The sequence below is a fragment of the Bacillus cereus group sp. BfR-BA-01331 genome, assembly GCF_022663915.1.
In the GTDB taxonomy this organism is placed as follows: Bacteria; Bacillota; Bacilli; order Bacillales; family Bacillaceae_G; genus Bacillus_A; species Bacillus_A mycoides.
This window is the reverse complement of the sequence record NZ_JAKUGJ010000001.1, coordinates 1-26,622: the sequence shown is the minus strand read 5'-3', so window position 1 is coordinate 26,622 and position 26,622 is coordinate 1. Positions and strand designations below refer to the sequence as shown.

Sequence of the window (26,622 nt, the reverse complement as noted above, 5' to 3'; positions counted from 1 at the left end):
CCCTTAAAATAAAGTGAAACTTTAATCAGTGGGGGTTTACGGGCAGTTGATCTCCCACCCAGCTTCTTTGCTCCACCTGAATTTTGAGGTGGGAGTTTTACTGCCCGTTAATGCGGGATAAACATAATAAACAGAATAAACAGAAATATAAAGTTATAAATATTGCCTCTTCAACATGAAGAGGCAATATTTATTAATAGTTATTGTCGCTACCAAAGAAATCTTTGAACGATTGAATTGTTGTATCACGGTTTAATGCTGCAATTGAAGTTGTTAATGGAATACCTTTCGGACATGATTGCACACAGTTTTGAGAGTTACCACAGTTTGCAAGTCCTCCATCACCCATAATTGCACGTAAGCGATCTGCTTTATGCATTTCACCAGTTGGATGCGAGTTAAATAAACGCGCTTGTGAAAGCGGTGCTGGTCCAATAAAGTCAGACTTACTGTTTACGTTCGGACATGACTCTAAGCAAACACCACATGTCATACATTTCGAAAGTTCATATGCCCATTGACGCTTTTTCTCTGGCATTCTTGGACCTGGTCCTAGGTCGTACGTACCGTCGATTGGAATCCAAGCTTTAACACGTTTTAACGCGTTAAACATACGGCTACGGTCAACTTGTAAATCACGTACAATCGGGAATGTCTTCATCGGCTTTAAGCGAATTGGTTGCTCTAACTGGTCAATAAGGGCTGTACATGATTGACGTGGTTTTCCGTTAATCACCATCGAACATGCTCCACATACTTCCTCTAAGCAGTTCATATCCCATGCGATCGGAGTTGTTTGGTTCCCTTTTGAGTCGACAGGATTACGGCGAATTTCCATAAGCGCCGAAATAATATTCATATTAGGACGATATGGAATTTCAAACTCTTGGTCAAACTCTTGTGCATCTGGGCCATCTTGTCTCGTAATGATGAGGCGGATTGTTTTCTCAGACATGTTGTTTATCCCCCTTCTCTTCACCCTTAGCAGCTACATCATGTTTTGAGGAATAGTCACGTTTACGTGGTTTAATTAATGAAACATCCACTTCTTCGTAATGGAATGCTGGTGCCTTTCCTTCTCCCTCAAATTTCGCCATCGTAGTTTTTAAGAAGTTTGCATCATCACGATTTGGGAATTCTGGTTTGTAATGCGCTCCGCGGCTTTCATTACGGTTATATGCGCCAATTGTAATAACACGTGCTAACTCGAACATATTTGCAAGTTGGCGTGTAAATGAAGCACCCTGGTTACTCCATCTTGCTGTATCGTTAATGTTAATGCGTTTGTAACGCGCCATTAACTCTTCAATTTTCGCATCAGTTTCTAGTAACTTTTTATTTTCACGAACTACTGTAACGTTATCTGTCATCCATTCTCCAAGCTCTTTATGAAGAACATATGCATTTTCGTTACCATCAAGCATTAAAATATTGTTAAATTTCTCTGTTTCGATTAATTCATTTTGCTCATATACAGTAGATGAAACAGCATCAGATGATTTAGCAAGACCTTTCATATACTCAATTGCGTTCGGTCCTGCTACCATACCACCGTAAATTGCTGATAATAATGAGTTCGCACCAAGGCGGTTACCACCGTGCATAGAATAATCACACTCACCTGCTGCAAATAAACCTGGAATACTTGTCATTTGCTTATAATCAACCCATAATCCGCCCATTGAATAGTGAACTGCTGGGAAGATTTTCATTGGTAGTTTACGAGGATCATCACCTGTAAATTTCTCATAGATTTCAATAATTCCACCAAGTTTAATATCTAGTTCTTTCGGATCTTTATGAGAAAGATCTAAGTACACCATGTTTTCACCGTTAATACCTAGTTTTTGCTCTACGCAAACATCAAAGATTTCACGCGTTGCAATATCACGAGGTACAAGGTTTCCGTAAGCTGGATATTTTTCTTCTAAGAAGTACCATGGCTTACCATCTTTATACGTCCAAACACGTCCACCTTCACCACGTGCAGATTCACTCATAAGACGTAACTTATCGTCTCCAGGAATTGCCGTTGGATGAATTTGAATGAACTCACCGTTCGCATAATATGCACCTTGTTGATATACAGCAGACGCTGCTGTACCTGTATTAATAATAGAGTTTGTTGATTTCCCAAAGATGATACCAGGGCCCCCTGTTGCCATAATCACGGCATCAGCTTGGAAACTTTTTATCTCCATAGTTTGTAAGTCTTGCGCGACGATTCCTCGGCACACACCTTCATCATCTACAACAGCTCGTAAGAAATCCCAACCTTCATATTTCGTTACAAGTCCTGCTACTTCATGACGACGTACTTGCTCATCTAATGCATATAGTAATTGTTGACCAGTTGTTGCGCCAGCAAATGCTGTACGGTGATGTTGTGTTCCACCGAAACGACGGAAATCCAGAAGTCCTTCTTCCGTACGGTTGAACATAACACCCATGCGGTCCATTAAATGAATAATACCAGGTGCTGCATCACACATCGCTTTAACTGGTGGTTGGTTCGCTAAGAAGTCCCCACCATAAATTGTATCGTCAAAGTGGATCCATGGAGAATCCCCTTCACCTTTTGTATTTACGGCACCGTTAATTCCACCTTGGGCACATACAGAATGTGAACGTTTTACTGGTACTAAAGAAAATAGTTCAACATTTACTCCTGCTTCTGCCGCTTTAATCGTTGCCATTAAGCCGGCCAAGCCACCGCCGACTACTATAAGTTTCCCTTTCATGCTCTCCCACTCCTTACTGGTTTGCTAGCTGTGGATCGATGAACGCTAATAATGCACTCACACCTACATAAGATAGACCTAAGAAAATAGCTAATGTTACATAAGTAGAGATTCTTTGTGAACGTGGAGATACTGTAATTCCCCAGCTTATGCAGAATGTCCATAGTCCATTTGCAAAGTGGAAAATTGTTGAAACAACACCAACTAAATAGAAACCAAACATAAATGGGTTGTTTAAAATATCTGCCATCATATCATAGTTTACCTCTTTACCTAACAATGCTTGAATACGAGTTTCCCAGACGTGCCAAGAAATGAAGATCAGCGTAACGATACCTGAAATTCGTTGGAAGACGAACATCCAGTTACGGAAATAGCCGTAAGATACCGCATTGTTCTTAGCTGTAAATGCAATATATAAGCCATATATAGCATGGTACAGTATAGGTAAAAAGATGATGAAAATTTCTAGCGCATACCGGAATGGAAGGAGCTCCATAAAGCCTGCAGCTTTGTTAAAAGCCTCTGCTCCTCTTGTTGCAAAGTTGTTTACAATTAAATGTTGCGTCAAAAAGACACCAACCGGGATGACCCCCATTAATGAGTGCCACTTACGAAACGTATACTCGCGGCCTTTCATGTCCCCATTACCCCCTTGAATGTTTGACTGCTGTTTTCAGATTAATTTACAACAATAATGTTTTTTCACTATTGGCATAAGAAAAACTGAAAAAATTATTCAAAATATTTCAGCATAATTTGATTCCAAGTTCATTTTACCCCTATTTTTGTCGAAGCGTCAAGAAAACGTATACATAATTTGCATATAATTTGCCAATTCTTTTTTTTTCTTATATATTCAGATTTACCCAAAGAAAAATCTGTTTTTATAAATGAAAAATGTTATATAATAATCCCTATAGAAAGAGGGGAATATTGTGAGCAAAAATACAATCGATATAACATCTTTAGAAGATGTTTCATTGAACGCCTTCGCTTATGAATTGCTACGTGAAGAATTACTACCTGATTTAATTGGTAACGATTTAGATGGTATTTTATACTGGGCCGGTAGAAACCTTGGGAGAAAATATCCGCTAGAAACAATTGAAGAAGTCATTCAGTTTTTTGAAAAAGCTGGTTGGGGCACTTTAAGCATCATTGAACATAAACGTCGTGAAATGCAGTTTCAACTTAAAGGTACACTTATTACTGAGCGTCAAAAACAAAAAAGACATTCATCTTATCAATTAGAAGCTGGATTTATCGCCGAGCAAATTCAAAGACAAAGAAACGTCGTTGCAGAGTCCTATGAGGAACAGAAAAAACGTTCAGACTCTATTACATTTCTTGTTAAATGGGATATAAAAGATCTCATTGAAGTGTAGCATCTACTTACAGTCAACTAGACATATAAGTTTAGTTGACTTTTTTGTATATTCATTCAGGTGAGTTTATTTTAAATCTTCAGAAATTATACCAAAAAACAGAAGACGTTGTAAACTACAACGTCTTCTTATCTGTTAAATAAGTATATATCATCTCTGCAACATTTTTCGGCATACCTGCTTCGACAAATTCAGCTATGGAAGCTTCTTTCATCTTTTTTAACGAGCCAAAATGTTTTAACAATACCTTTTTTCGTTTATCACCGATTCCTGGAATATCATCCAATGCTGATTGAATGACCGATTTCCCGTGCAACTGGCGATGGAATGTAATTGCAAATCTATGCACTTCATCTTGAATGCGTTGCAATAAATAAAATTCTTGGCTATTCCTCTCAAGCATCACAGGTTCAGGCGGATCTCCAATAATTAAATGTGATGTTTTATGCTTGTCATCTTTTACAAGCCCTGCCATTGGAATATATAATCCGAGTTCATTCTCCAGAACATCACTTGTAGCGGCCAGATGGCCTTTTCCACCATCAATAATGATTAAATCTGGTAAAGGTAAATTTTCTTTAAGCGCCCTCGTATAACGACGTCTTACAACTTCCCTCATAGACTCGTAATCATCAGGACCTTGAACCGTTTTAATTTTATATTTCCGATATTCTTTCTTCGCTGGTTTCCCATCGATAAAAGCAATCATTGCTGAAACAGGATTTGTTCCTTGAATATTCGAATTATCAAACGCTTCAATACGATATGGTGTTTCAATCCCTAGTTGCCTCCCGAGATTATCAACAGCTTTAATCGTCCGTTCTTCATCACGTTCAATTAAGTGAAATTTCTCTTCTAGTGCAATTTTTGCATTTTTATTTGCTAATTCCACAAGATCTTTTTTCTTCCCACGCTTCGGCTGTGTCGCTTCAACTTCTAAAAAGCGCTCTACTAATTCTGAATCTATACTTCCTGGAACAACAATTTCCTTCGGCTTGAAATGACTACTGTTTTCATAAAATTGACCGATAAAAGTTAAAAATCCCTCTTCTGGTTCATCATAAATCGGGAACATAGAAACATCACGTTCAATTAGCTTTCCTTTTCGAACGAAGAAAACTTGAACACACATCCACCCTTTATCAACTGCATATCCAAACACATCACGATCCACTAAATCACTCATAATCATCTTTTGCTTTTCCATAATTGCATCAATATGAGCAATTTGATCTCGCAACTCTTTCGCCCGTTCAAATTCTAGCTTTTCTGAAGCCTCATACATCTTCGTTTCTAATTCTGAACGAATTTCTTTATGCCCACCGTTTAAGAATTTAATAATTTCATCAACAATTTCTTTGTTTTGCTCATCCGTTACTTCTTTCACACAAGGTGCTAAACATTGACCCATATGATAATACAAGCAAACTTTATCTGGCATATTTGAACATTTACGAAGTGGATACATACGATCTAATAATTTCTTTGTTTCATGTGCCGATTGCGCATTTGGATAAGGCCCAAAGTACTTTCCTTTATCCTTTTTTACATTTCGCGTAATGAGTAAGCGCGGCTGTTTTTCAGCTGTAATTTTAATGAAAGGATATGTTTTATCATCTTTTAATTGAATATTATATTTTGGATCATATTTTTTTATTAAATTTAACTCTAAAATAAGAGCCTCCAAATTTGAGGAAGTCACAATATATTCAAAATCAACAATTTCTCCAACAAGCCGAAGTGTTTTCCCATCATGCGAACCAGTAAAGTACGAGCGCACACGATTTTTGAGTACCTTTGCTTTTCCGACATATATAACCGTTCCCTGCTTATCCTTCATTAAATAACAACCAGGTTGATCGGGCAAAATTGCTAACTTCTCTTTTAAATGCTCGTGCACTCGTCTCCCTCCATTTCTACATGCTTATCATTTTTATTTTCACATAAAAACATACTATGCCAAAACACCCAACATACGTTCTTTTATTGTAACGGAAAGGTTGTAAAAAAGAAAATAAAAAAAGCTACCAAATGGTAGCTTTTTTTATTTTAGAAGTGTTTAGAAACTAATTCTACTAACGCTTCTTTCGGTTTATATCCTAACGCTTGATCAACCACTTTACCGTCTTTTAATACGAAAAGAGCTGGAATGCTCATTACTTCGAATTGACGCGCAGTTTCTTGGTTTTCATCAACGTCAACTTTTACTACTTTTACTTTCTCGCCTAACTCTGAATCGATTTCCTCTAATACAGGAGCGATCATTTTACAAGGTCCGCACCAAGGCGCCCAGAAATCTAATAGTACAACACCTTCGCTAGTTTCAGCTGCGAAGCTTTGGTCATTTGCATTTATAATTGCCATTTTATTTCCTCCTTCAAGTATATTCTACCAAGAGTATATCATTAACTTTTATACGTGGCGAATATTATGTATCGTTATGTATTGTAACAAAAAAATGTTCCTTTATACTATATAAAAATATGGATGAAATACTAAAAAGATGAGAGACAGGGGATCTCTCACCTTTTTCTATATATAGGGGTACTTCACTTGGAACTCAAGGGTACTCAAATCATGAATGTACTTTTAACTTTTTAAACTCTTCTGTTAAAAGAGGTAATACTTCAAACAGATCTCCGACAATACCATAGTCAGCTACTTTGAAGATACTTGCTTCTGGATCTTTATTAATCGCAACAATTATTTTTGAATTAGACATACCAGCTAAATGCTGAATCGCACCAGAAATTCCGCATGCAATGTATAGGTCTGGTGTAACAACTTTACCTGTTTGACCAATTTGTAATGAATAATCACAGTACTCTGCATCACAAGCACCACGAGATGCTCCAACAGCGCCGCCTAGTACGTCAGCTAATTCTTTTAACGGTTTAAATCCTTCTTCACTCTTCACACCACGTCCGCCAGCTATAATGACTTTCGCTTCAGAAAGATCAACACCCTCTGCAGTTTTACGGACAACATCTTGAATGATTGTACGTAAATCTTTCACATCAACTGTAATAGAAGACACGTCACCACTGCGAGACTCGTCTTTTTCAAGAGTTGCAATGTTATTTGGACGCACTGTCGCAAATAATATACCATCTGTTACAATCTTCTTCTCGAACGCTTTACCAGAGTAAATTGGACGAGTGAAGATAACATTTCCACCTTCAACTTCTAAAGCAGTTACGTCAGAAACTAAACCAGCTTCAAGCTTCGCTGCTAATTTTGGTGATAAATCTTTACCAAGTGCTGTATGTCCAAATACAATACCTTCTGGATTTTCTTCAGCATATACAGCTAAGAACGCTTGCGCATAACCATCAGACGTATATGATTTTAATTTATCATTTTCAACTGTCACAACGCGATCTGCACCGTAATGAATCAATTCATTTGCAAAAGAGGCAACGCTGTCTCCAACTAGAAGACCTACCACTTCACCGCCTTCTGCAATTGTTTTTGCTGCTGCTACCGCTTCAAACGAAACGTTGCGTAGCGATCCATCACGAACTTCACCCATTACTAATACTTTACGAGCCATAGATTTTCCCTCCTGCATATATAATTTCGTATTTTATTAGATTACTTTCGCTTCTGTATGGAGCAACGATACAAGTTCTTTTACTTGATCTTGCAGCTCGCCTTGTAACACTTTTCCTGCATCTTTCTTAGGAGGCAAATAGATTTCAATTGTTTTTGTTTTTGCTTCCACATCATCTTCTTCTAAATCTAAATCATCTAATTCTACTTCTTCTAGTGGCTTCTTCTTCGCTTTCATAATACCTGGAAGTGATGGATAACGCGGTTCATTTAAACCTTGTTGCGCTGTTACTAGAAGAGGTAATGATGATTCAATTACTTCTGTATCCCCTTCAACATCACGCTCAATCTTCACATTTGTACCATCAATTTCAAGCTTCGTAATCGTCGTTACGTATGGGATATTTAACGCTTCAGCTACTCGTGGACCAACTTGTCCAGATGCACCGTCAATCGCAACGTTCCCGCCTAAAATTAAATCTATTTCTTTATCTTTTAAATATTCAGCAAGTACTTTTGCTGTTGTAAATTGGTCACCATTCTCAACATCATCTTCAATGTTAATTAGTACCGCTTTATCGCAGCCCATCGCCAATGCTGTGCGAAGTTCTTTTTCACTATCCTCGCCACCAACTGTTATAACAGTAACTTCTCCACCTTGTGCATCTCTTACTTGAATTGCTTCTTCAATCGCATATTCATCGTAAGGGTTGATGATGAATTCCGCTTCGCCATCGTAAATTGCACCGTTTTTAATTACGATTTTTTCTTCTGTATCAAATGTTCGTTTCATGAGTACGTAGATGTTCATTTCATTTACCCCCTTATTTTTCAGAAAGATTCTATCAATTTTAAAATTCTGTTAATTTGTATTAAAAAAATAATTGGATTACCTACCACTAAATGAAGGCTTACGTTTTTCTAAAAACGCTGCTACGCCTTCTCTTCCATCTTCACTCGTAAATACTTCACCAAAAATCTGTGATTCACGCTGTACACCTTCATAATAATGAGACGATTTTGTCGTTTGTAATAACTCTAGCACAGCACGAGTTGTTGCTGGGCTTTTTCCAGCAATCTGTTTTGCAATTTTAAGCGTATCTTCTAAAATGGATTCTTCAGAAAACACTCCGTTAACAAGTCCCCATTGTAATGCTTCTGCGCCAGTAATTGGTGTACTTGTTAACATCATTTCACAAGCTTTCGCTTTACCAACATAACGTGGTAAGCGCTGTGTACCTGCAAAACCAGGAATTAATCCAAGTGTTAATTCAGGTAAACCAAGCTTTGTACTTTCAGTTACAAAGCGCATGTGGCAAGACATAGCAAACTCCAGGCCGCCGCCAAGTGCCGCTCCATGAATTGCCGCAATAACTGGTTTTGAACATTTTTCAACACGCTCAAACGTAACTTGTCCAAGCTGTGCTAACTCTGTTGCTTGCTTCGCTTCAGTAACAGATGTAAATTCTTTAATATCTGCCCCTGCTGAGAAGAAGCGTCCTTCACCATGTAGAACAACAACACGAATGTTATCATCCTTTTCCACTTGATCGATTAATTCAGTAACGTCATGCATAACTTGTGAAGACATCGCATTAGCTGGAGCATGGTTTAACGTCGCCACCGCGATATGATCTTCAACTTTTACAGATAGGAATTTCAACATGATCCCTCCCATTATTTACGATAACCACAAGCTGCAATAAGTAGCCCATGTACCGTTTTTGAAAGTGCGACCAGATCATACTTATGATCGCTCATTACCCAATTGGTCACAACTTCATCTACTGTTCCAAAGATCATTTGTCTTGCCACGCGAACGTTTAAATCCGCCTGAAATTCACCTTGCTTTATACCTGTCTCTAAAATCTCATCCATAACTTGTAAGTAGCCTTTTAATACTTCATTTATTTTAAGGCGCAAGTCTTGATTGGACTGCCTTAGCTCTAATTGCGTAACGATAGCAAGAGGATCATTTTGTGACAACAGCAAGAAGTGCGTTTCTACCAACATGAATAACTTCGCTACAGCGCTTTCAATTCCTGCTATTTTTTGACGAATTGTTTCAACAAATTCTCCCATCTTCTCTTGGAATAAGGATATTAATATATCTTCTTTATTTTTAAAATATAAATAAATCGTGCCATCAGCTACCCCAGCTTGCTTTGCAATTTTAGAAACTTGCGCTTGATGGTATCCATTCTCCGCAATCACAATGACTGCAGCATCAATAATCTGATTGTATTTCGGTCTATTTTTCTTCACTTTACTGTCCCCTTCAAGAAGATGACTGAATGAATAGTCATTCATATTCTTATAATACTGACTATTTAGAAAAGTGTCAATCCTATTTTTTCAAAAAGAAAGGGCCTTAGCCCGTTTGCTCATCCTCATTCTTTCTCTTCTCTTCATCTATTAGGACACGACGTAAAATTTTTCCGACTGTCGTCTTCGGCAACTCACTTCTAAACTCATATACCTTCGGAACTTTGTAAGCTGCTAAATATTTACGTGCAAACTGATCTAATTCTTCTTCAGAACACTCAGCGCCTTCTTTCAAAACAACAAACGCTTTTACAGTTTCCCCTCGATACGGATCAGGAACACCGATTGTTACTACTTCTTGCACCTTTTCGTGTTCATATAACACTTCTTCTACTTCACGAGGATATACGTTAAAGCCACTAGCAACGATCATATCTTTCTTACGATCTTTCACATAGAAAAAGCCATCCTCATCCATGTATCCTACATCACCTGTATGGAGCCAGCCATCTTGCAGTACAGCTGCCGTTTCTTCTGGCTTATTCCAATACCCTTTCATAATTTGTGGGCCCTTTACGACAATTTCACCAATTTCACCTGGAGGTAATGACTCTCCTGTTTCAAGTGACATGATGATTGCCTCTGTATCCGGCCACGGTACCCCAATACTTCCCGGCACACGCTTTTCCCACAAAAAATTCCCATGTGTAACTGGTGATGACTCCGTTAATCCATAACCCTCTACTAATTTACCACCTGTAACTCTCTCAAACTCCTCCTGCACTTCTACAGGAAGCGGTGCAGAACCACTAATACAAGCCTGAATTGAAGAAATATCATATTCTTTTAAAAGAGGACTATTTAATAGAGCAATATAAATGGTTGGTGCTCCTGGAAATAGTGTAACTTTATGTTTCTTAATTGCTTCAAAAACCATTTTCATATCAAACTTCGGAATAAGCACCATTTTATATCCTTGCATAATACTTAAATTCATTACAGCTGTCATCCCGTACACATGAAAAAACGGAAGAACACCAAGAATTACCTCTTCTCCTTCTTTACAATTATATAACCAATGCGCTCCCATTAAAGTGTTCGAAACGAGGTTTTTATGCGTTAACATAACCCCTTTTGGAAACCCTGTCGTTCCCCCTGTATACTGCAAAAGGGCTAGATCATTTTCAGGATCACATGGAACTTCAACATCAGTACTACTTTCCCTTTCTACCGATTTCCAAAGATGAATCGTTTCGCTTTCCGACACATTCACAACAAGATTTGCCTGCTTTTTTTGTACAAATGGATAAAGTAAATTTTTAGGAAATGGTAAAAAATCTGCAATACGGGTCACGATAATGTGCTCAAGCTTTGTTGCAGTTTGAACGTTAGTAACTCTCGGAAACACTAAATCCAGGCACAGAATAACTTTTGCCCCTGAGTCATGAAGTTGGTACTCCAGCTCTCTTTCTGTATAAAGAGGATTCGTTTGTACGACAATCCCTCCCGCAAGCAAAGTACCATAATAACCAATTACAGATTGCGGACAATTCGGTAACATAATCGCAACTCTATCGCCTTTTTCAATACCAAGCCTTTGAAGGTAATTCGCAAATTTCTTTACCTTGTCATGGAAATCTGAAAATGTAACATCTTTACCTAAAAAGTGAAGCGCTTTCTTTTCTGGATAACGAGCAGCCATTTTCTCTAAATATCCATGAAGTGGCTGAATATCATAAGAAATTGTCCCTGGAATTTCATCTGGATAACTCTGCAGCCAAGGTTTTTCCACTCTCATTCCCCCTTCCAATACTTGTGAAAATAAATGAATGTTCATTCATGATAGTTGTTTTCATTATATTATAGTCGTAACATCGTTACAATCATAATATTCTGACTTTTTTTATAACTATGCTTTACTTCCTTAACTTCTTATTATATGTAGAAACTCTCCTAATTTTAAAAGAATAAGAGAGTTCACGTTACTTAGCTTAATCTTATAATCGTTAAAACTGCACCAGGTGTAGTCGTTGATAACGTGGCAACAGCTAACAATCCAAACAACTGCAAACTAATTGCACTCCCCGCTGCAAGAGTCGTAATAATTGTTGCACTAAATGAAGTCGTTGCTAATGCAGGAGCGTTGATAGTTCCAGCAAGCGCTGCTCCATTAATTGTAATCCGCGAACTGACTAATAATGAGGCCGTTATATTAATTGTATATGAAATATAATAATTCCCGGCATTTGCGGCCGTAAATACTGTATTCCCCCCAGACACAGTAATTCCCGGACCGATATTTTGATTATTTGGAAGTGTGACATTTGTCCCACCAAGTAATACTGATATTGCCGTACCCGATGTATTATTCGCAAATGCATACGTAGCAGTTATACTTGTACCTGTATCTCCTGTTGCTCCCGTTGCTCCTGTTGATCCTGTTGCTCCTGTTGCTCCCGTTACTCCTGTTGATCCTGTTGATCCTGTTGATCCTGTTGATCCTGTTGGACCTGTTACTCCTGTTGGGCCTGTTGCTCCTGTTGATCCTGTTGCTCCTGTTGGACCTGTTGCTCCTGTTACTCCTGTTGATCCTGTTGGACCTGTTCCTCCTGTTACTCCTGTTGATCCTGTTGGGCCTGTTGGGCCTGTTACTCCTGTTACTCCTGTTGATCCTGTTGGGCCTGTTACTCCCGTTGATCCTGTTGCCCCTGTTGGACCTGTTGCTCCCGTTGCTCCCGTTGCTCCAGTTGCGACTGTTGCTCCTGTTGCTCCAGTTACTCCAGTTGGTCCTGTTACTCCTGTTGCTCCTGTTACTCCTGTTGCTCCTGTTACTCCTGTTGCTCCTGTTGGTCCTGTCGCTCCTGTTGCTCCCGTTGAACCTGTTGGTCCCGTTGGTCCTGTTACTCCCGTTGAACCTGTTGCTCCACCTGTTGGCCCTGTTGGTCCTGTTACTCCTGTTACTCCTGTTGGTCCAGTTACTCCCGTTGAACCTGTTGCTCCTGTTACTCCTGTTGCTCCTGTTACTCCAGTTACTCCTGTTGGTCCTGTCGCTCCAGTTGCTCCTGTTGGTCCTGTCGCTCCAGTTGCTCCTGTTGGTCCTGTCGCTCCAGTTAATCCCGTTGAACCTGTTGGTCCCGTTGAACCTGTTGGTCCCGTTGGTCCTGTTGGTCCTGTTGGTCCTGTTGGTCCTGTTGGTCCTGTTGGTCCTGTTGGTAGTGTAAATGATGGGATAGGTGGGAGTGTAGGACCAATTAAGTTTGGATCTAATGCAGCCGCGGATAATAATTCCTTACAACTAAATTGTTCTGATTTTTTTTTATCTGACATAAATTCGCCTCCGATTTATTCCTTTAAAAAGGCTTTACTATTTATAATAAATGCACAAAGAAAAAAAATGATCCTGGTACATCACCTATTTTTAAATAAATGGAACTAGTTGCAATTTTATATAACGGAACATATAATGTTATCGACATAAATTCACTAAAAAAGAGATGACATAAGATTCCATCTCTTTTTTTTTATAAAACCGGATGTGTCTCAAATACAAAGCTTTACTAAAAATAAACTCACTCCAAAATAAATTACTGTTCCCACTCACAATAGCTATTTTTATCGATAGCTTAGCATACATTATTTTACAAATGCATCTTATCTTGAGGTTATATGGATTACATAAAGTTAAAAATATAGTGTTAACCCCCCAAAAAAACACCATAACAGTGGTCACGGTGTTTTCCATATTAAAAATAAGAATATTATTTAAGTACTCTGAAACTGATTCATATTATAGAAATATCCATTTTAAGATAATAATACGCTTCAAAATCTTCATTAAATATATCTGTAACTAATTGTATAGCCTCCGTATCATAAAACCTCTGATATGTAGGCAGCCGAGGGAAGGATGGATCTGTAATGTCAGCTTCAGCATAACTTCCCTTATGAATCATCTTAGGCGCCTGATGATGCCATGATTTCGTTAATGTGTCTAGTGGGATAGTCTGTAGGTTATATTTAGTTTCTATTCTTGAGATTTCATTAGAGAAATCCTCTAAATATATATAATTTGTTACAAACTCTTCTTCTCCTTGAATATATTGTTGTGAATAGTGTGCATTAAGATAGTCAGCATCTGCCCCATTTGCATGAAGATAATGTAAAAAATGTTTAAATGATATTTTCTTTTTGCATGTACTATCGTTATAAATAAACTTTCTAATGGGTCCCCACTCTGGATTTTCTATACCTGGTGGAGCAATAAGCGAAACAAAAGAGCTTACCGCTCTTTTGTAAGGATTCCGTACTAATTTTAGCGTGTCTTTTTCTCCTTTTAGAAGTTCTCTTGACAATTTCGTTATATAACCAGCTTTGCTTTTATATATATCATATTCATAGTTATGAATAAATGGATTATACTGCATTGCAGTTTCATATAATCCTATCTGGGAAAAGAACCAATTTGCAAATGATGTACACCCACTCTTTTGACTCCAAAATAAAATTAAAGGGAAATTAGGATGAAAATGAGGGGCACGTGCCCCATATTCAATGATTTTCTTTACTTTTTCATTCATTATAAATGACCCCCATTTCTCTATTTATTAGAATCAGTTCTAAAACATTTAAGTATTTAGAAATTTACTTACCATATTTTTGAATTTAAGTTTGTCATAGTTTATATACTGGTTTGCCATGTTACGTATTGGATCACCCGCGTAGAATCGCTCATATAATTCATGCCGAGATCCTAAAGGGCTTCCAATTATATCCCATCCCAACTTAAAGAGCTTTGTTTTTTGGTCTGCTGGAATAGTAGCTCCTTTAAAATATTTTTCTAATAGATGTGATAATGGACTTTGAAAATCCTCTACACGAGAAGGTAGCTGTATGAAGCCTCCGGCTCCAATAAGTTGTAAAACTTCTATAGCTCTTGGATAATACTTAGATCCTAGATTTCTTGCTGTTTCGATGTATTTAAAATTAGGTAAATATGTTTTATGTTCATCTAGCTTCCCTTCTCTTTCTGAAGAGAGTAAAAGAGCTCTGATCGTTTCAATTTGCATAATAAGTTCCCCAAGCTTTTCTTGGACATGTAAATAAGAGTTAGCACCAATTGCTTCCGCCATTTCACAAGCAATTGCTGTAACGAATTCTAGCTTTATTAATAATCGAACAATCGCTTGGTGATAAGCTAAGCTATTGGAGGCTACATCTGATTTTAATTTCCATAGAGCCTCTGGATTATCATACAGTAATACACGTTCCCAAGGTACAAAGACATCATCAAAGATTAATAGCGCATCCATTTCATCATATTTGGAGCTAATCGGTGCATTAACTTGTTGGGAAAAATCAGTTGCGAACGACTCCCGACAAATCATATGTAAACCAGGAGAATTTGCAGAAACAACAAGGAAATGAGCTAAAGAGCTTAATTCACTTTTTAATCGTGTTACAGGATAAATAAGTAAATCATTCGAGTATGGCGATGCGGTTCCAATCATCTTAGCACCATTTAAAAATATCCCATCAGTAGTTTTTCTTGTAATTCTTAATAAACCTAATTCATTTATATCGACTGGATGCTGAGCAGATCGATTTATTTGTGGATCACGTTGAATTACACTTATGAAACGGTGTTGATCTCTTGCCTCTTCATAGTAATTTGATATTTTATCAGGAAATTGAGGATCAAACTCTTTATATGATTCACGAGCTGCATACCACCCTGTTAATCGAGATCGAGCATAATCGGATAAACGGCTCATAACCCCATCTGTCATCTGGCTCCATGTTTCAAAAGCTGTCCGTCTTTTTAATATATCCTCAAAAGATTTTGGTACTAAGAAGGCTGTATGAACCCATGTATGCGTTTTAGGACTTAGATAGCCAACTAATTGCTGATGTGTAGGATCTTTAAACAAGTCATATAAATGCGTAATAGTAGCTAACGTACCTTGGAAATTTTCATTCTTTGTGACATCAATTTGTTTACCTTTTAGCCAAACACTCCGTCCGTCTTGTAGACTTTGTATGAAATGATTTTTAAATTGATCCATAATAACCCCTTTCAAAATGAACAATTTAAAGGAAAATAATTAGCTCCTATTACATCTTATTAAGAAGAATGGATTGTTACTCCTTCTAATGATGGGGAATATACATGGAAAGTAATAGCTGGTAAGGGCATAGTGTTCTGCATCATATGAATCGTATCTTTATCAACAGTAAATACATTTCCTTGCGTAAATTGTTGCGTTTGATGATAGATTGGTGTAGTCTCGGAGGGTTCAAAATTGTATAGGATATTTTGTAAGCTGCCTTGTACAATATAAATACACCCCGTTGAAGTACCATGATTATGAATGGGAGTCTTCGCCAAGCTAGGGAAGTAAAGAACAATTACTTCCAGGTTTTTTGTATGATAAATGATATTTCGCCCGTATTCCAATTGTTTTGGGGCTCTAATATAAGGAATGACATTTTCAGGTGACAAATCTAATGTTTGTACAATCTGTATAAGCTCCTGTTGACTATATAAGTGTACAGAATCAAAGCTACGCTTTATAATTTCGATAAATTTCATAATACGTGCTCCTTTTTCATAAAAATTTATATCCATCCTAATATAGAATAGTGGACAACCTCTCATAATATATATCTATTCAACTTTCTGAAATACTTTCATCCAAACGTTGAGAAATAAGAAAAAATAAAGGAAATCTACTTTAAAATAGATGAGATAATAGAAATTGAAGACTTCTCTTTAATATAAAGAATCAATTATTTAAATTTATGTTTTTTCCACACCCTCCAATGATCTACTGGAATCAAAATGTAGCAATAGCTGTAACAAAAACATCCGTTTTTGTTACAGTCATTACTAATAAACTTTTAGTCTAATTAACGTGCATACGGAGCGTAACAAAAATACGTAACAATATCCTCATTTAATAGTTTTTGGTACAATGTTTGGTGAAGGAGATGATAAATATGAAGTTTGGCTATATGCGTGTTTCTACATTAGATCAAAATTTAGATCGCCAAAAGAAACAGCTTGAAGAATTTGGATGCGACCGCATTTTCTTCGAAAAAATAACCGGTACAAAACGAAACCGAACGGAGCTAAATAGTATGCTAGAATTTCTTCGTCCAGAAGATACAGTAGTTGTAACGGATTTAACTCGATTATCACGTTCTACAAAAGATCTCATTGAAATTACGGAACAAATTTCTCGAAAAGGGGCGCACTTGAAAAGTTTAAAGGAATCATGGCTTGATACAACAACAGCACATGGGAAAATGTTGTTTACTATTTTTGCTGGTATTGCTCAATTTGAAAGGGATTTAACTTCTGAACGGACAAAAGAAGGGATTGAGGCCGCAAGAAAACGAGGGAAACATCCCGGAAGACCAAAAACCGATGAGGAAAAGATAGATTATGCTTTATATCTTATTAATCAAGGTATGAGTCGTACAGACGCCGCGGAGAAATCCGGTATCTCTAGAATGACCTTGTATCGCAAGATGCAACAAGATACTATGGTCAACTGATAATCTAATGGAGCAAATGAGTAGTTACAGTAATAGTTTACAAAGATGTTAGCATGACAAGAAGATACTTCAATCTAACATCCATTGAGCTACAGCATCCTATAGACAAGGTATTTTCTTGCATTGTAGAAAGGAGAAAAACATGTCTTTAAAACGTGCAAGAGAATTATTGACGTCAGAACAGCGCTTAGAGTTTACATCTATTCCAGAACAAATTAGTGAGTATGAATTAGGAAGTTACTGCACCTTGTCCCCTCATGATATTGAAATTATCAAGCGCCATCGTCGGGATCATAATAAGTTAGGATTTGCTTTACAGCTTTGTGTATTGAGATTTCCTTGTTGGACTTTGTCAGACGTTCAACATATACCCGATTGTGTTGTGAACTATATAGCTAAACAACTGCAAATTAATGCGAACGAAATACACATATATGCAGAACGTGAGCAAACGAAACATGAACATCTCGAAGAAATGGGAATGCTCTACACTTAATCCAGATAGCCATTGAAGAATTAAGAAAAAGAAAAATTATTTTACCAGCTATGACAACAATAGAGCGAATGGTATGGGAAGTTCGAAGACGTGCAGAAGAAAAGATTTTTTGATTACTTAATTCTTCTTTAACCATGGAACATATCCAAAAATTAAACCGTCTTTTACTTCCGATGGAAGACAGTCTTAAAACATATTTGGCGTGGTTACGTGAAATACCAGGCTCTCATTCCCCTGATTCTTTTCTCAAAGTAGTTGAAAAACTTGAATTTATCCGGAATTTACAATTGCAAATTGATACAAAGAACTTACATCCAAACAGATTACGACAATTATCTAAAATGGGTTCAAGATATGAACCCCACTCTTTTCGAAGATTTGATGATTCTAAAAAATATGCTATTTTAGTTGTTTATCTCATGGAATTAATTCAAGATTTGACGGACCAAGCATTTGAGATACATGACCGTCAGATCATGTCTTTATTATCCAAAGGAAGAAAAGCACAAGAAGAACGACAAAAACAAAATGGGAAATCCATTAATGAAAAAGTGGTGCACTTTGCTAATCTTGGCGAAACGCTCATCAAAGCTAGAGATGAAGGTGCCGATCCTTATATAGTATTAGAAATGATAATGCCTTGGGAAAAGCTAGTTCAATCTGTAGAAGAAGCAAAGCAATTAGCGCGTCCAATTGACTATGATTATGTGGACTTATTAGAGAAGAAATTCTATACATTGAGAAAGTATACACCCCTCTTGTTAAAATCATTTGAGTTTCATTCTACGAAATTAGCAGAGCCATTAATACGTGCTATTCACACGGTTAGAGAAATGAACGAAACAGGTAAACGTAAAGTACCGGAAGGTGCACCTCTGGATTTTGTATCAAATAGATGGCAAAAGCACGTATATGATGAAAATGGAACCATTAACAGGTATTATTATGAAATGGCTGTTTTAACTGAACTACGAAATTCTATTCGATCAGGTAATATATCTATTAGTGATAGTAGACAACATAAAGATTTTGATGAGTACCTTATTTCAAAAGAAGAGTGGAACGAAATTCAGCCTGAAACATCCGAGTTAGCTGTTAGTCTATTCGCTCATGAATATTTAGAAGAACAAACATCTTCATTATTAAGGCGCTTAAAATGGGTGTCAAGTCATATAGGCGAATTAAATGGGGTAAGTTTAGAGAATGGCAGACTGCATTTAAGCCGTTTAGAAAAAGACACACCACAAGAAGCAAAAAATTTCAGCTCATCTCTTTATGATTTACTTCCACGTGTAAAGCTCACTGACTTATTAATGGAAGTAGCTCATTGGACTGGTTTCCATGAGCAGTTTGTTCATGCTTCAACCAATCGTATTCCAAATGAGGAAGAAACCACTATTCTTATGTCTGCACTTATGGCACTGGGAACAAACATAGGCATGACAAAAATTGCTGAAGCTACGCCTGATATTTCCTATAGACAAATGGCAAATTCAACACAATGGAGATTATATGAGGATGCAATGAGTAAAGCACAATCTGTACTCGTTAATTTCCATCATAAATTATCTCTTTCCTCATACTGGGGAGCTGGAACACCCCGAAGTAACGCTCAGGGGAACGAAAGGTTACTTTCGTCGTGTAACTGAGAAGCTACGACTCTAAGATTTGTCGGGGCGAGTAGTTCACAATAACCTAAATTAAACTGCTCCTCAAAATATGTAGATGTGAAACAAACATAAAAGAAGAATTTCGAGGCGCAATCCTACTATTTTGATATACTTTTAAAAATAATGCTTGAAAATGATTTGCAATCAATGTTAATAAATACAGCATATAAAAGATTAAATAATCCACTTCTAATTATTCAGAATATATGATAAAATAAAATTTGGACGGAAGTCCATATAAATATTATTAAAATTAAAGTGGTTATCAAATCGAAGAACAGCACTCATTTGAGTGTCTTTTCTTTTTTTAAAAGAATCCGTTCAATAATAATAAAAAGTCTTTTCCATTTTATAAATTTTGATAATGCTTCTACTTTCTCTTTCATTTCGCTAGATTTCTCCGATATCGCCTCAATTGATGCTGCTTGTAATTGGACTGACTGTACAGTTTGAGCCCTAATAGAAAGTTCCTTCACTGATGATGAACTTTCCTGAACACTAGTAACCTGGTTTTTTATTTACTTCAAAAATAGTGTGCAAAACCTCACTTGAAATATTAGAAGTCCTTTTTGCATCTTGTAACATACCAATAGTAGAAAAAATAACCTCTTTTGTTGTGATTTTCAATTTTTTAATAATTATGTTGTAAATTATCCAACATAATTATTAAAAAATTGCATAATACTTCCCAACTTATCATTTAATTTATAAGAGGCACGTATGTATTGTTAAATCACCTAAAGATACTTTCGCCATATCCCTTTGTAATCATAATTGGTTGTTTATTAGCTCTTTTAATCATATGGCCAATAAATATTTTGGAAAAAGAATTGTTTATATTACATATTCTTTTTGATACAACTATAATTACAGATATTCATCTTTTCTATTTAGCCAAGCCTCAAAAACTTCTGTTTCTCCGGAGACTTCTATTTTTATTTCGCCATCTTCTTTATAAATTCTCTCGATGATTGGTATAGTAACCATCTGTTTTTCTAGTTGTCTCTGTTTTCGAAAATTCTCTAAGTTAAGAATAGTCATTTTGAAATCCTCCTAATTTATATACAAAGAAAAAACACTCATTTGAGCGCCTTTCCCTAACTTGAACACATATACTTTTAAGAAATACCACATAACAAAAATTATATCACAAACAAAAAATCAAAATATACAAATTATTATAGCACAAGGAAATTGTTTTTTAATTACCTTGCGCTATAAAACCTTAGTAAGTATTCTGCTCAAACTATTTATTTTTTCTAGATTAATCCGTTTCTTTTTCCCTTCTTAACATTCCATAACAAGCCCATCACACCTAAATTACGGAAGAACTTAAACATTCATTCCTATATACATTTTATAATCTTATTAAATGTCCATTTTGTTCGAGAAGTAATAAAACTACTTTCCATAGCACATGCTATCTCTAAAAGGAGTCTTCATGAGAATATTAAAATACACAGCACTTTCAATCATAAGTATTGGAATTTTACTTTTTTGGTATGTGTTACTATTTTTTGAACATTTTTCAAATTTCCACTTTGTCCAACAAAAATAGAACACCCTTTACAATGGATACTCCTTATGTAAAAAGAATTCACATTTGATGAGTATTATTTAATACCCTTCAAAAGATGCTTTACCTTCTCAAAAAATACAATTTAAAAAGAGCACTTCCTATTTGGAATGCTCTTTTTAAGAATGGATCAAGGTTGGTAACACGTTAGACAATATTCTGTACCATTGTATGATATTTAATCCTTAACTATACCTAAAAGATTCTTCGATTTTTTCATGTGTAATTTCTATATAACAAAGGAAAAAGCACAGTATTGCACCAATCTCATTAATTCTTTAGGATACTTTATAAAAATGTCCGTTACGAAAAAACAATAAACCAAAATGTTATAGAATATATTACTTTTACCATCGGATGAACTTGTTTAATTAACATATAGTATTGTTATTTTTTATCGACATTCCTAAAGTTCCTTCTGAAGAGGAACTCACGCATACAAATTCAACTCAAAAATAAACGTAAAATGTACTAAAGAAAAAGCAATCATTAAAATATGCAAACTCCTAAGAAATATAACAAATGGCAATAAAATTTGTCCAACCCTATTGGTATTCTAGGTGCTCTCAGTCTTCTTCAAATCATCATATTTTAACTACATGCTTTACGTTTAGTGACTAATAGGAGATATACTGCGCAGAGATGATTCAATAATTTAGCAAGCTACTTTCATTTGCACCCTTGCTAATTAATTTCGTTTACTCCTGATCAATTAGATTCGAATTGTATTTATCAAAAGAAAGACGTAAAAAAACTAAATTCTTGAGTAGAAATTTCTTACTTACGACAGACATCATGATAGGCGTATTAAGACTGAACCTTTGAAACAAAATATTTTGTCTCCTAACCATACTTAGGAATCTCCCACTTCAAACATTCCGCTAAGATGTTAAGTGGTGAGTAGTTCAATATATTATGGATATATTCTTGCATTTACTGTAATTAATCTAATTATAGTTATAACAAAAACAATTTACTCTCGCTATCCAAGAAAAGGGTACCTTGAATCAAATAGTCTTTTATATCAGAATCATTTCTTGAAAAAATTATTAAAATATTCCCTATTATGATGAATACTTGGATCATTAGGAATAAATTGCGCAGCTTGTTCATTATGATAAATAGCTTTTTCATACTCTTTTATACGATCATAACAAATACACAATTGAATATGTGGCACCCATGTATAGCAAGCTTCACGAATAAAATAAGAATCTTTAGGCCTTGGTCCTTCAATTGCTGAACGGTACCAATAAATAGCCTTTTGATAGTCATTTTTTTGTAAAAATAGATAGCCTAAATGACAACAAATTTCTCCTCTAGGTGTATCATACATAAATGAATGTAAACAAGCATGGACAGATTCTTTCCAATTACCTAATTCCAAATAACATTCTGCTCTTTTCAGACAAGCTTGAATATTATCTTCAAACCATCCTTGCCCTTCATCTAAAAATTTCGAATACCACTTAATTGCTACATCATATAATTGATGATCCTTGCATTCATTCGCATAATAATATACATCTCGCGGACTTAGCTCTTTTCCATCTGCAATATGCTTTTCATATAGCTTCAAATTCCGATCACTATGCGCCTTTTCTTTTTTATGCGTTACACCTATGTCACTGTCCATCAGATTTCCATATACTTCTAAGTATTCATGAACAAAACCATGCCATTTAAAACTCCTGTTTCTCTTTACTAAGCGATATCTCCTCAGCTGAAATGTTGGATTTCCTTCTACATCAAAACCCAAATAATATTTCATAGATACCGCATCAATATTTGCATCTAATGTATGCTTTAATTGAAGGAATTTCTTCTTATTGTCATTTGTAATCTCGTCATCTGCATCAAGCCAAAGGATATATTTTTTAGTGGCCTTAGAAAACGCAAAATTCCGTGCTGCTGAAAAATCATTAATCCATTTAAAGTCATAAATTTTCGACTTATACCTTTTGACAATTTCTTTTGTAGCATCTGTTGAACCTGTATCTACAATAATAATTTCATCAACTATCCCTTTAACTGAATCTAAACATCTTGAAATAGTTTGTTCTTCATTTTTTACAATCATACACAAACTGATAGTGATTGGACTTTTTGCCATATAATTCCCCTCCTATCTTATGACATATATATATGTATAGGAAGAAAATTATATTTCTTTGGCTTCCGTTGTGTAACAATATGAATTTATAGTTTTTTACTTAAGATTATCCTTATAAAATATTTAATCGATAGCAACAATACTTAAAAGAAGATGAAAGCCATTCTTCAATAAATATTTCCTAAGAGAAAAATAAATGGATAAAAATAGATTTTTTATAGATTGTAGTTCCATTTAGAAAACTTTACGAACAGGTAGCTATGAGTTAGTACAGATTTTTTCCTCTATTTAATTTCTTACAAAAACAGAAGAAAATCTCATGTGACATCAAACTTATTTAAGTCTAGCTTGATTGGCATGTATCACAGCCCCAAGATCGTATTTCTTAATAGTTCAAAAACCAAATAATTAGATAAATCTAGGGGTATTTAAAGGCAGTTTATCTGTCACTTTACTCTAGATGTATAATAGTTGTCTCTTCTGAAAACTATTATTCCTGCTAATTGAAAATCTATTTGTTAATCATTCACAAACTTTATTATTTCGAATAGTTGTTTATCTCAACGTTTTTTGTTCCACATCATAAAATATTCGTATAAAAAATTTAAAGGAGGAACCTTATGAGTCATGACAAAAAACATTGTAATCCTGTAACCTTCACAGCATAATGTTGCAACAACCCGCAAACAATTCCTATTACAGGCCAACAATTAAATCAACTAATAACGTTATTAATTGATTTAGTAACAGCCGTTGCTAGCTTTTTTGCAGATTCGAGCGAAGCCAATAGATTGATATTGATCAATTTATTTAATCAATTATTAGATTTATTAAACTCGTTAATACCTTCACCAGAAGAAAAATTACCTAAAACAGTTAATTCAAAGCATTCTAACAATCCTACAATCACCTACACCTAATCTAAGTCAATTGGCTATATTACTTCAACAATTTTACAGTGCTCTCGCGCCTTTCTTTTTTGCATTAATTATTAATCCAGCATCTTTACAACTTCTTCTAAATTTATTAGTTCAGTTAATTATTGCTACTCCAGGGCCTACTGGACCTCTTGTAACCGCTAATAACGCCCGGATAACGAACCCAGCAATTAGCCGATGGAGATGCAGTTCCTTTAACAATTAATAACCTAATTAACGGTACAGTAATTACGCATGTTGCAGGATCACCTTTTATTATCTTAGCAGCCAATCAAACTTATTTTGCAACCTATGAAACTGTAACAAATTTAGGATTTGCTAATCAGGGAACTTCGATAGTACAATTTAATCTAGATGGTTCATTAGTCGGTGGAACACAAAGTGAATATAATTTAGCCGGCTTAAGTCCAACTTTCCCATTTGCGACTAGGGTATCACAAAGTTCGGATGCAGTTATTACTACAGGCGCAGTTCCTAGTGTATTAACATTAGTTAATGCTTCAGGTCATACGTTAGATTTTGAAGGAACTAATATTAACATAGTAAAAATAGAATAACTCTAAAAAATAACTAACTTACAATGAATCACTAAAATAAGTAGTATTTCCAAACGACTACCTATTCCCTAAAGACTAGGTAGTTTAATTTCCACTGAGATTTACAGGCAATTATCTTTATCAAGATAATTTAATTATTTTTAATTAAAAAAAATCCACAATAGCATTATTGGAATTTCTTAAATGCAGAAAACTAACAGTCTTTATTTGTTAGAAGGCTATTCTCCTGTTTTCTGTGATTAAAAGAACAATTGTTTCATTTTGAAAATTCACCCCTGTATCATTATCTATATATCTATATATAGAATATTTATACTCACAAATTTTGAGAGGTTTAACATCTTTATTTTTGCAAACTCAATTCGAACAAAACTGAATAGGAACAAATATTTTGGATATAATCTCAACTTAATAATTAGATAACTAAATTATAGTTTACAGTTTTAAAATATATACCGTTCAGTATAAATCCTCAAGTTCAATACATATATTAATATTTGCACTAATATTCCCTTATATTTGAGTAAGAGTAAGACTTAGCATTAGACAACCTTCAACAACCCAAAATTAATTTATATTAAAAACAGGAAAATAAAACAACTGAAACAGTTAGCGAATTATAAATCATTAAAAGTAGCTAACTATACAAACAAATTTTATAAAGCTAAACTAAGAGCTCATCCCATCTAAACATTTTTGAATAAAATAAATAATAAATTTGTTTTTTAGATTTATAAAATACAAATTTATTATTATGCCACAAGCTAACATACCTAATATTACCCCTAATATTTCTTTGACGAGAGAAGAATCTATTAATTTAATTTTAGCTTATATCACTTTAAAAGAATTAGGTTTAGCCCATATTATTAATGTAGAAGCTGAGAAAATTCAATACGCAATTGGAACTTTGTCTGGATTGTCATCATCTGCTACTTTAGATGAAATTTTAACAGTCAATGAAAGTGTTAATTAAACGATTCAAACCGCACTCAAAACACAGATGTTGTTACAAAGTAAGTTGGATATTGTGATACAAACACCTGTATTAACAGGACCTACTAGGCCTCTAATACTGCTAATAATGCACGTATAATCAATCCTGATATTGTACAGGTAGATTTTAGCAATGCAGTTCCCCTTACTTTTAACTCTGTTATTAATGGAACTGCAATTTCACGCACACCTCGATCAACAAATATTACGTTGGCCCCTAATCAAACCTATTATGAAAAAGCTTCTACAAATTTAAGATTCGCAGATCAAGGAACTGCAATTTTACAGTTGCAGTTGAAAGGAGCAGTATTAAATGGGTCACAAAGTGAATTAAATTTATCACAAACAGCTACAAACTCCCCTCCAAATGTCACTAGTTTATCACTTAGTTCAAGTGCAGTATTTAATACAGGAGCAGGAACTAGCATATTAACATTGGTTAATGCCTCCGGACACGCTATAGATGTAGTGGGCGACAATATTAATATAATAAAACTTCAATAAAAGGATTTTATAGGAAGATTGAATACACTAAAATAGTTAAATTAATATACCAAACGTTTATTTTCTGAGTACCAAATTACATTTTTATTACAGATGCCTAAAAATATATAATTGAATAAGCTATATACATTGTAAAGAAGCATAGAATGTACAGATACTAAAAAAGCGAGAGGAGGTGAAACATGTCTCAAGCGAATATCCCTAATATAACCCCAACGATATCGATTACTGCCGGACAATCAATTTCTTTACTCTTGGCATCTATCGCA

General features: G+C 35.3%; 20 protein-coding genes and 3 pseudogenes. 6 read left to right on the top strand and 17 right to left on the bottom strand.

Annotation, left to right across the window (positions count from 1 at the left end; all coding sequences use genetic code 11):
- Positions 1–193 precede the first annotated feature (193 nt).
- From sdhB to sdhC, 3 genes are read right to left on the bottom strand one after another with little or no spacing between them, the layout of a single operon-like run.
- Positions 194–955, bottom strand: a complete 762-nt coding sequence (gene sdhB, locus MR155_RS00120) for a succinate dehydrogenase iron-sulfur subunit (protein WP_002088861.1) — start codon at positions 953–955, stop codon at positions 194–196.
- Positions 948–2,741, bottom strand: coding sequence for a succinate dehydrogenase flavoprotein subunit (gene sdhA / locus MR155_RS00115; protein WP_219303618.1), 1,794 nt, complete (start codon positions 2,739–2,741; stop codon positions 948–950). Before sdhA ends, sdhB begins: the two co-directional genes overlap by 8 nt.
- Positions 2,742–2,754: 13 nt before the next feature.
- Positions 2,755–3,381 (bottom strand): succinate dehydrogenase cytochrome B558, encoded by a 627-nt coding sequence (gene sdhC, locus MR155_RS00110; protein ID WP_002015407.1) that lies wholly within the window; start codon positions 3,379–3,381, stop codon positions 2,755–2,757.
- 298 nt (positions 3,382–3,679) lie between these two features.
- On the opposite strand from sdhC, the gene MR155_RS00105 reads away from it, so the two are divergent.
- A complete protein-coding gene (locus MR155_RS00105; RefSeq protein WP_219303619.1) occupies positions 3,680–4,129 on the top strand; it encodes a YslB family protein in 450 nt (149 codons plus the stop codon).
- A 115-nt stretch (positions 4,130–4,244) separates the two neighbouring features.
- Here MR155_RS00105 and uvrC read toward each other — a convergent pair whose 3' ends face one another.
- From uvrC to MR155_RS00045, 11 genes are all read right to left on the bottom strand, one after another.
- Positions 4,245–6,029, bottom strand: coding sequence for an excinuclease ABC subunit C (gene uvrC, locus MR155_RS00100; protein ID WP_242307480.1), 1,785 nt, complete (start codon positions 6,027–6,029; stop codon positions 4,245–4,247).
- 149 nt (positions 6,030–6,178) lie between these two features.
- Positions 6,179–6,493, bottom strand: coding sequence for a thioredoxin (gene trxA, locus MR155_RS00095; protein WP_000974757.1), 315 nt, complete (start codon positions 6,491–6,493; stop codon positions 6,179–6,181).
- 211 nt (positions 6,494–6,704) lie between these two features.
- Entirely contained in the window at positions 6,705–7,682 is a 978-nt protein-coding gene (etfA, locus tag MR155_RS00090; RefSeq protein WP_016086063.1) for an electron transfer flavoprotein subunit alpha, read from the bottom strand.
- Positions 7,683–7,718: 36 nt separating this feature from the next.
- Complete coding sequence (etfB, locus tag MR155_RS00085) at positions 7,719–8,492, bottom strand: electron transfer flavoprotein subunit beta (RefSeq protein WP_002088867.1); 774 nt, start codon at positions 8,490–8,492, stop codon at positions 7,719–7,721.
- Between the two features lie 78 nt (positions 8,493–8,570).
- A complete protein-coding gene (locus MR155_RS00080; RefSeq protein ID WP_002088868.1) occupies positions 8,571–9,347 on the bottom strand; it encodes an enoyl-CoA hydratase in 777 nt (258 codons plus the stop codon).
- An 11-nt stretch (positions 9,348–9,358) separates the two neighbouring features.
- Complete coding sequence (locus MR155_RS00075; protein WP_087945806.1) at positions 9,359–9,946, bottom strand: TetR/AcrR family transcriptional regulator; 588 nt, start codon at positions 9,944–9,946, stop codon at positions 9,359–9,361.
- Positions 9,947–10,052: 106 nt separating this feature from the next.
- Entirely contained in the window at positions 10,053–11,738 is a 1,686-nt protein-coding gene (locus MR155_RS00070) for a long-chain-fatty-acid--CoA ligase (RefSeq protein WP_242307475.1), read from the bottom strand.
- Between the two features lie 194 nt (positions 11,739–11,932).
- Positions 11,933–13,273, bottom strand: coding sequence for a BclA C-terminal domain-containing protein (locus MR155_RS00065; protein WP_277958595.1), 1,341 nt, complete (start codon positions 13,271–13,273; stop codon positions 11,933–11,935).
- A 455-nt stretch (positions 13,274–13,728) separates the two neighbouring features.
- Positions 13,729–14,526: a sulfotransferase family 2 domain-containing protein gene (locus MR155_RS00055; protein WP_396027161.1), complete on the bottom strand. Its 798-nt coding sequence runs from the start codon at positions 14,524–14,526 to the stop codon at positions 13,729–13,731.
- Between the two features lie 45 nt (positions 14,527–14,571).
- On the bottom strand, positions 14,572–16,008 hold the full coding sequence (locus MR155_RS00050; RefSeq protein WP_242307468.1) for a 4-hydroxyphenylacetate 3-hydroxylase family protein: 1,437 nt from the start codon (positions 16,006–16,008) through the stop codon (positions 14,572–14,574).
- Between the two features lie 59 nt (positions 16,009–16,067).
- On the bottom strand, positions 16,068–16,535 hold the full coding sequence (locus MR155_RS00045; RefSeq protein WP_242307459.1) for a cysteine dioxygenase: 468 nt from the start codon (positions 16,533–16,535) through the stop codon (positions 16,068–16,070).
- A 407-nt stretch (positions 16,536–16,942) separates the two neighbouring features.
- On the opposite strand from MR155_RS00045, the gene MR155_RS00040 reads away from it, so the two are divergent.
- Positions 16,943–17,503, top strand: coding sequence for a recombinase family protein (locus MR155_RS00040; RefSeq protein WP_242307456.1), 561 nt, complete (start codon positions 16,943–16,945; stop codon positions 17,501–17,503).
- Between the two features lie 142 nt (positions 17,504–17,645).
- Positions 17,646–19,609 (top strand): annotated as a pseudogene (locus MR155_RS00035) (DUF4158 domain-containing protein); the annotation flags it as partial.
- A gap of 526 nt (positions 19,610–20,135) precedes the next feature.
- On the opposite strand, the pseudogene MR155_RS32420 reads toward MR155_RS00035, so the two are convergent.
- From MR155_RS32420 to MR155_RS00020, 3 genes and pseudogenes are all read right to left on the bottom strand, one after another.
- A pseudogene (locus MR155_RS32420) lies at positions 20,136–20,486 on the bottom strand (methyl-accepting chemotaxis protein); the annotation flags it as partial.
- A 50-nt stretch (positions 20,487–20,536) separates the two neighbouring features.
- Positions 20,537–20,710 (bottom strand): hypothetical protein, encoded by a 174-nt coding sequence (locus tag MR155_RS00025; RefSeq protein ID WP_242307454.1) that lies wholly within the window; start codon positions 20,708–20,710, stop codon positions 20,537–20,539.
- Positions 20,711–22,275: 1,565 nt separating this feature from the next.
- Positions 22,276–23,325 carry a glycosyltransferase gene (locus MR155_RS00020; protein ID WP_242308222.1) on the bottom strand — a complete coding sequence of 350 codons (1,050 nt, stop codon included), beginning with the start codon at positions 23,323–23,325 and terminating at the stop codon, positions 22,276–22,278.
- Positions 23,326–23,978: 653 nt separating this feature from the next.
- Here MR155_RS00020 and MR155_RS00015 point away from each other — a divergent pair.
- The 3 genes and pseudogenes from MR155_RS00015 to MR155_RS00005 form a co-directional block, all read left to right on the top strand.
- Positions 23,979–24,426: pseudogene (locus MR155_RS00015) on the top strand (collagen-like repeat preface domain-containing protein); the annotation flags it as partial.
- Positions 24,427–25,607: 1,181 nt separating this feature from the next.
- Complete coding sequence (locus tag MR155_RS00010) at positions 25,608–25,829, top strand: alpha-helical endospore appendage domain-containing protein (RefSeq protein WP_242307452.1); 222 nt, start codon at positions 25,608–25,610, stop codon at positions 25,827–25,829.
- 230 nt (positions 25,830–26,059) lie between these two features.
- On the top strand, positions 26,060–26,353 hold the full coding sequence (locus MR155_RS00005; RefSeq protein WP_242307450.1) for a hypothetical protein: 294 nt from the start codon (positions 26,060–26,062) through the stop codon (positions 26,351–26,353).
- Positions 26,354–26,622: the final 269 nt, after the last annotated feature.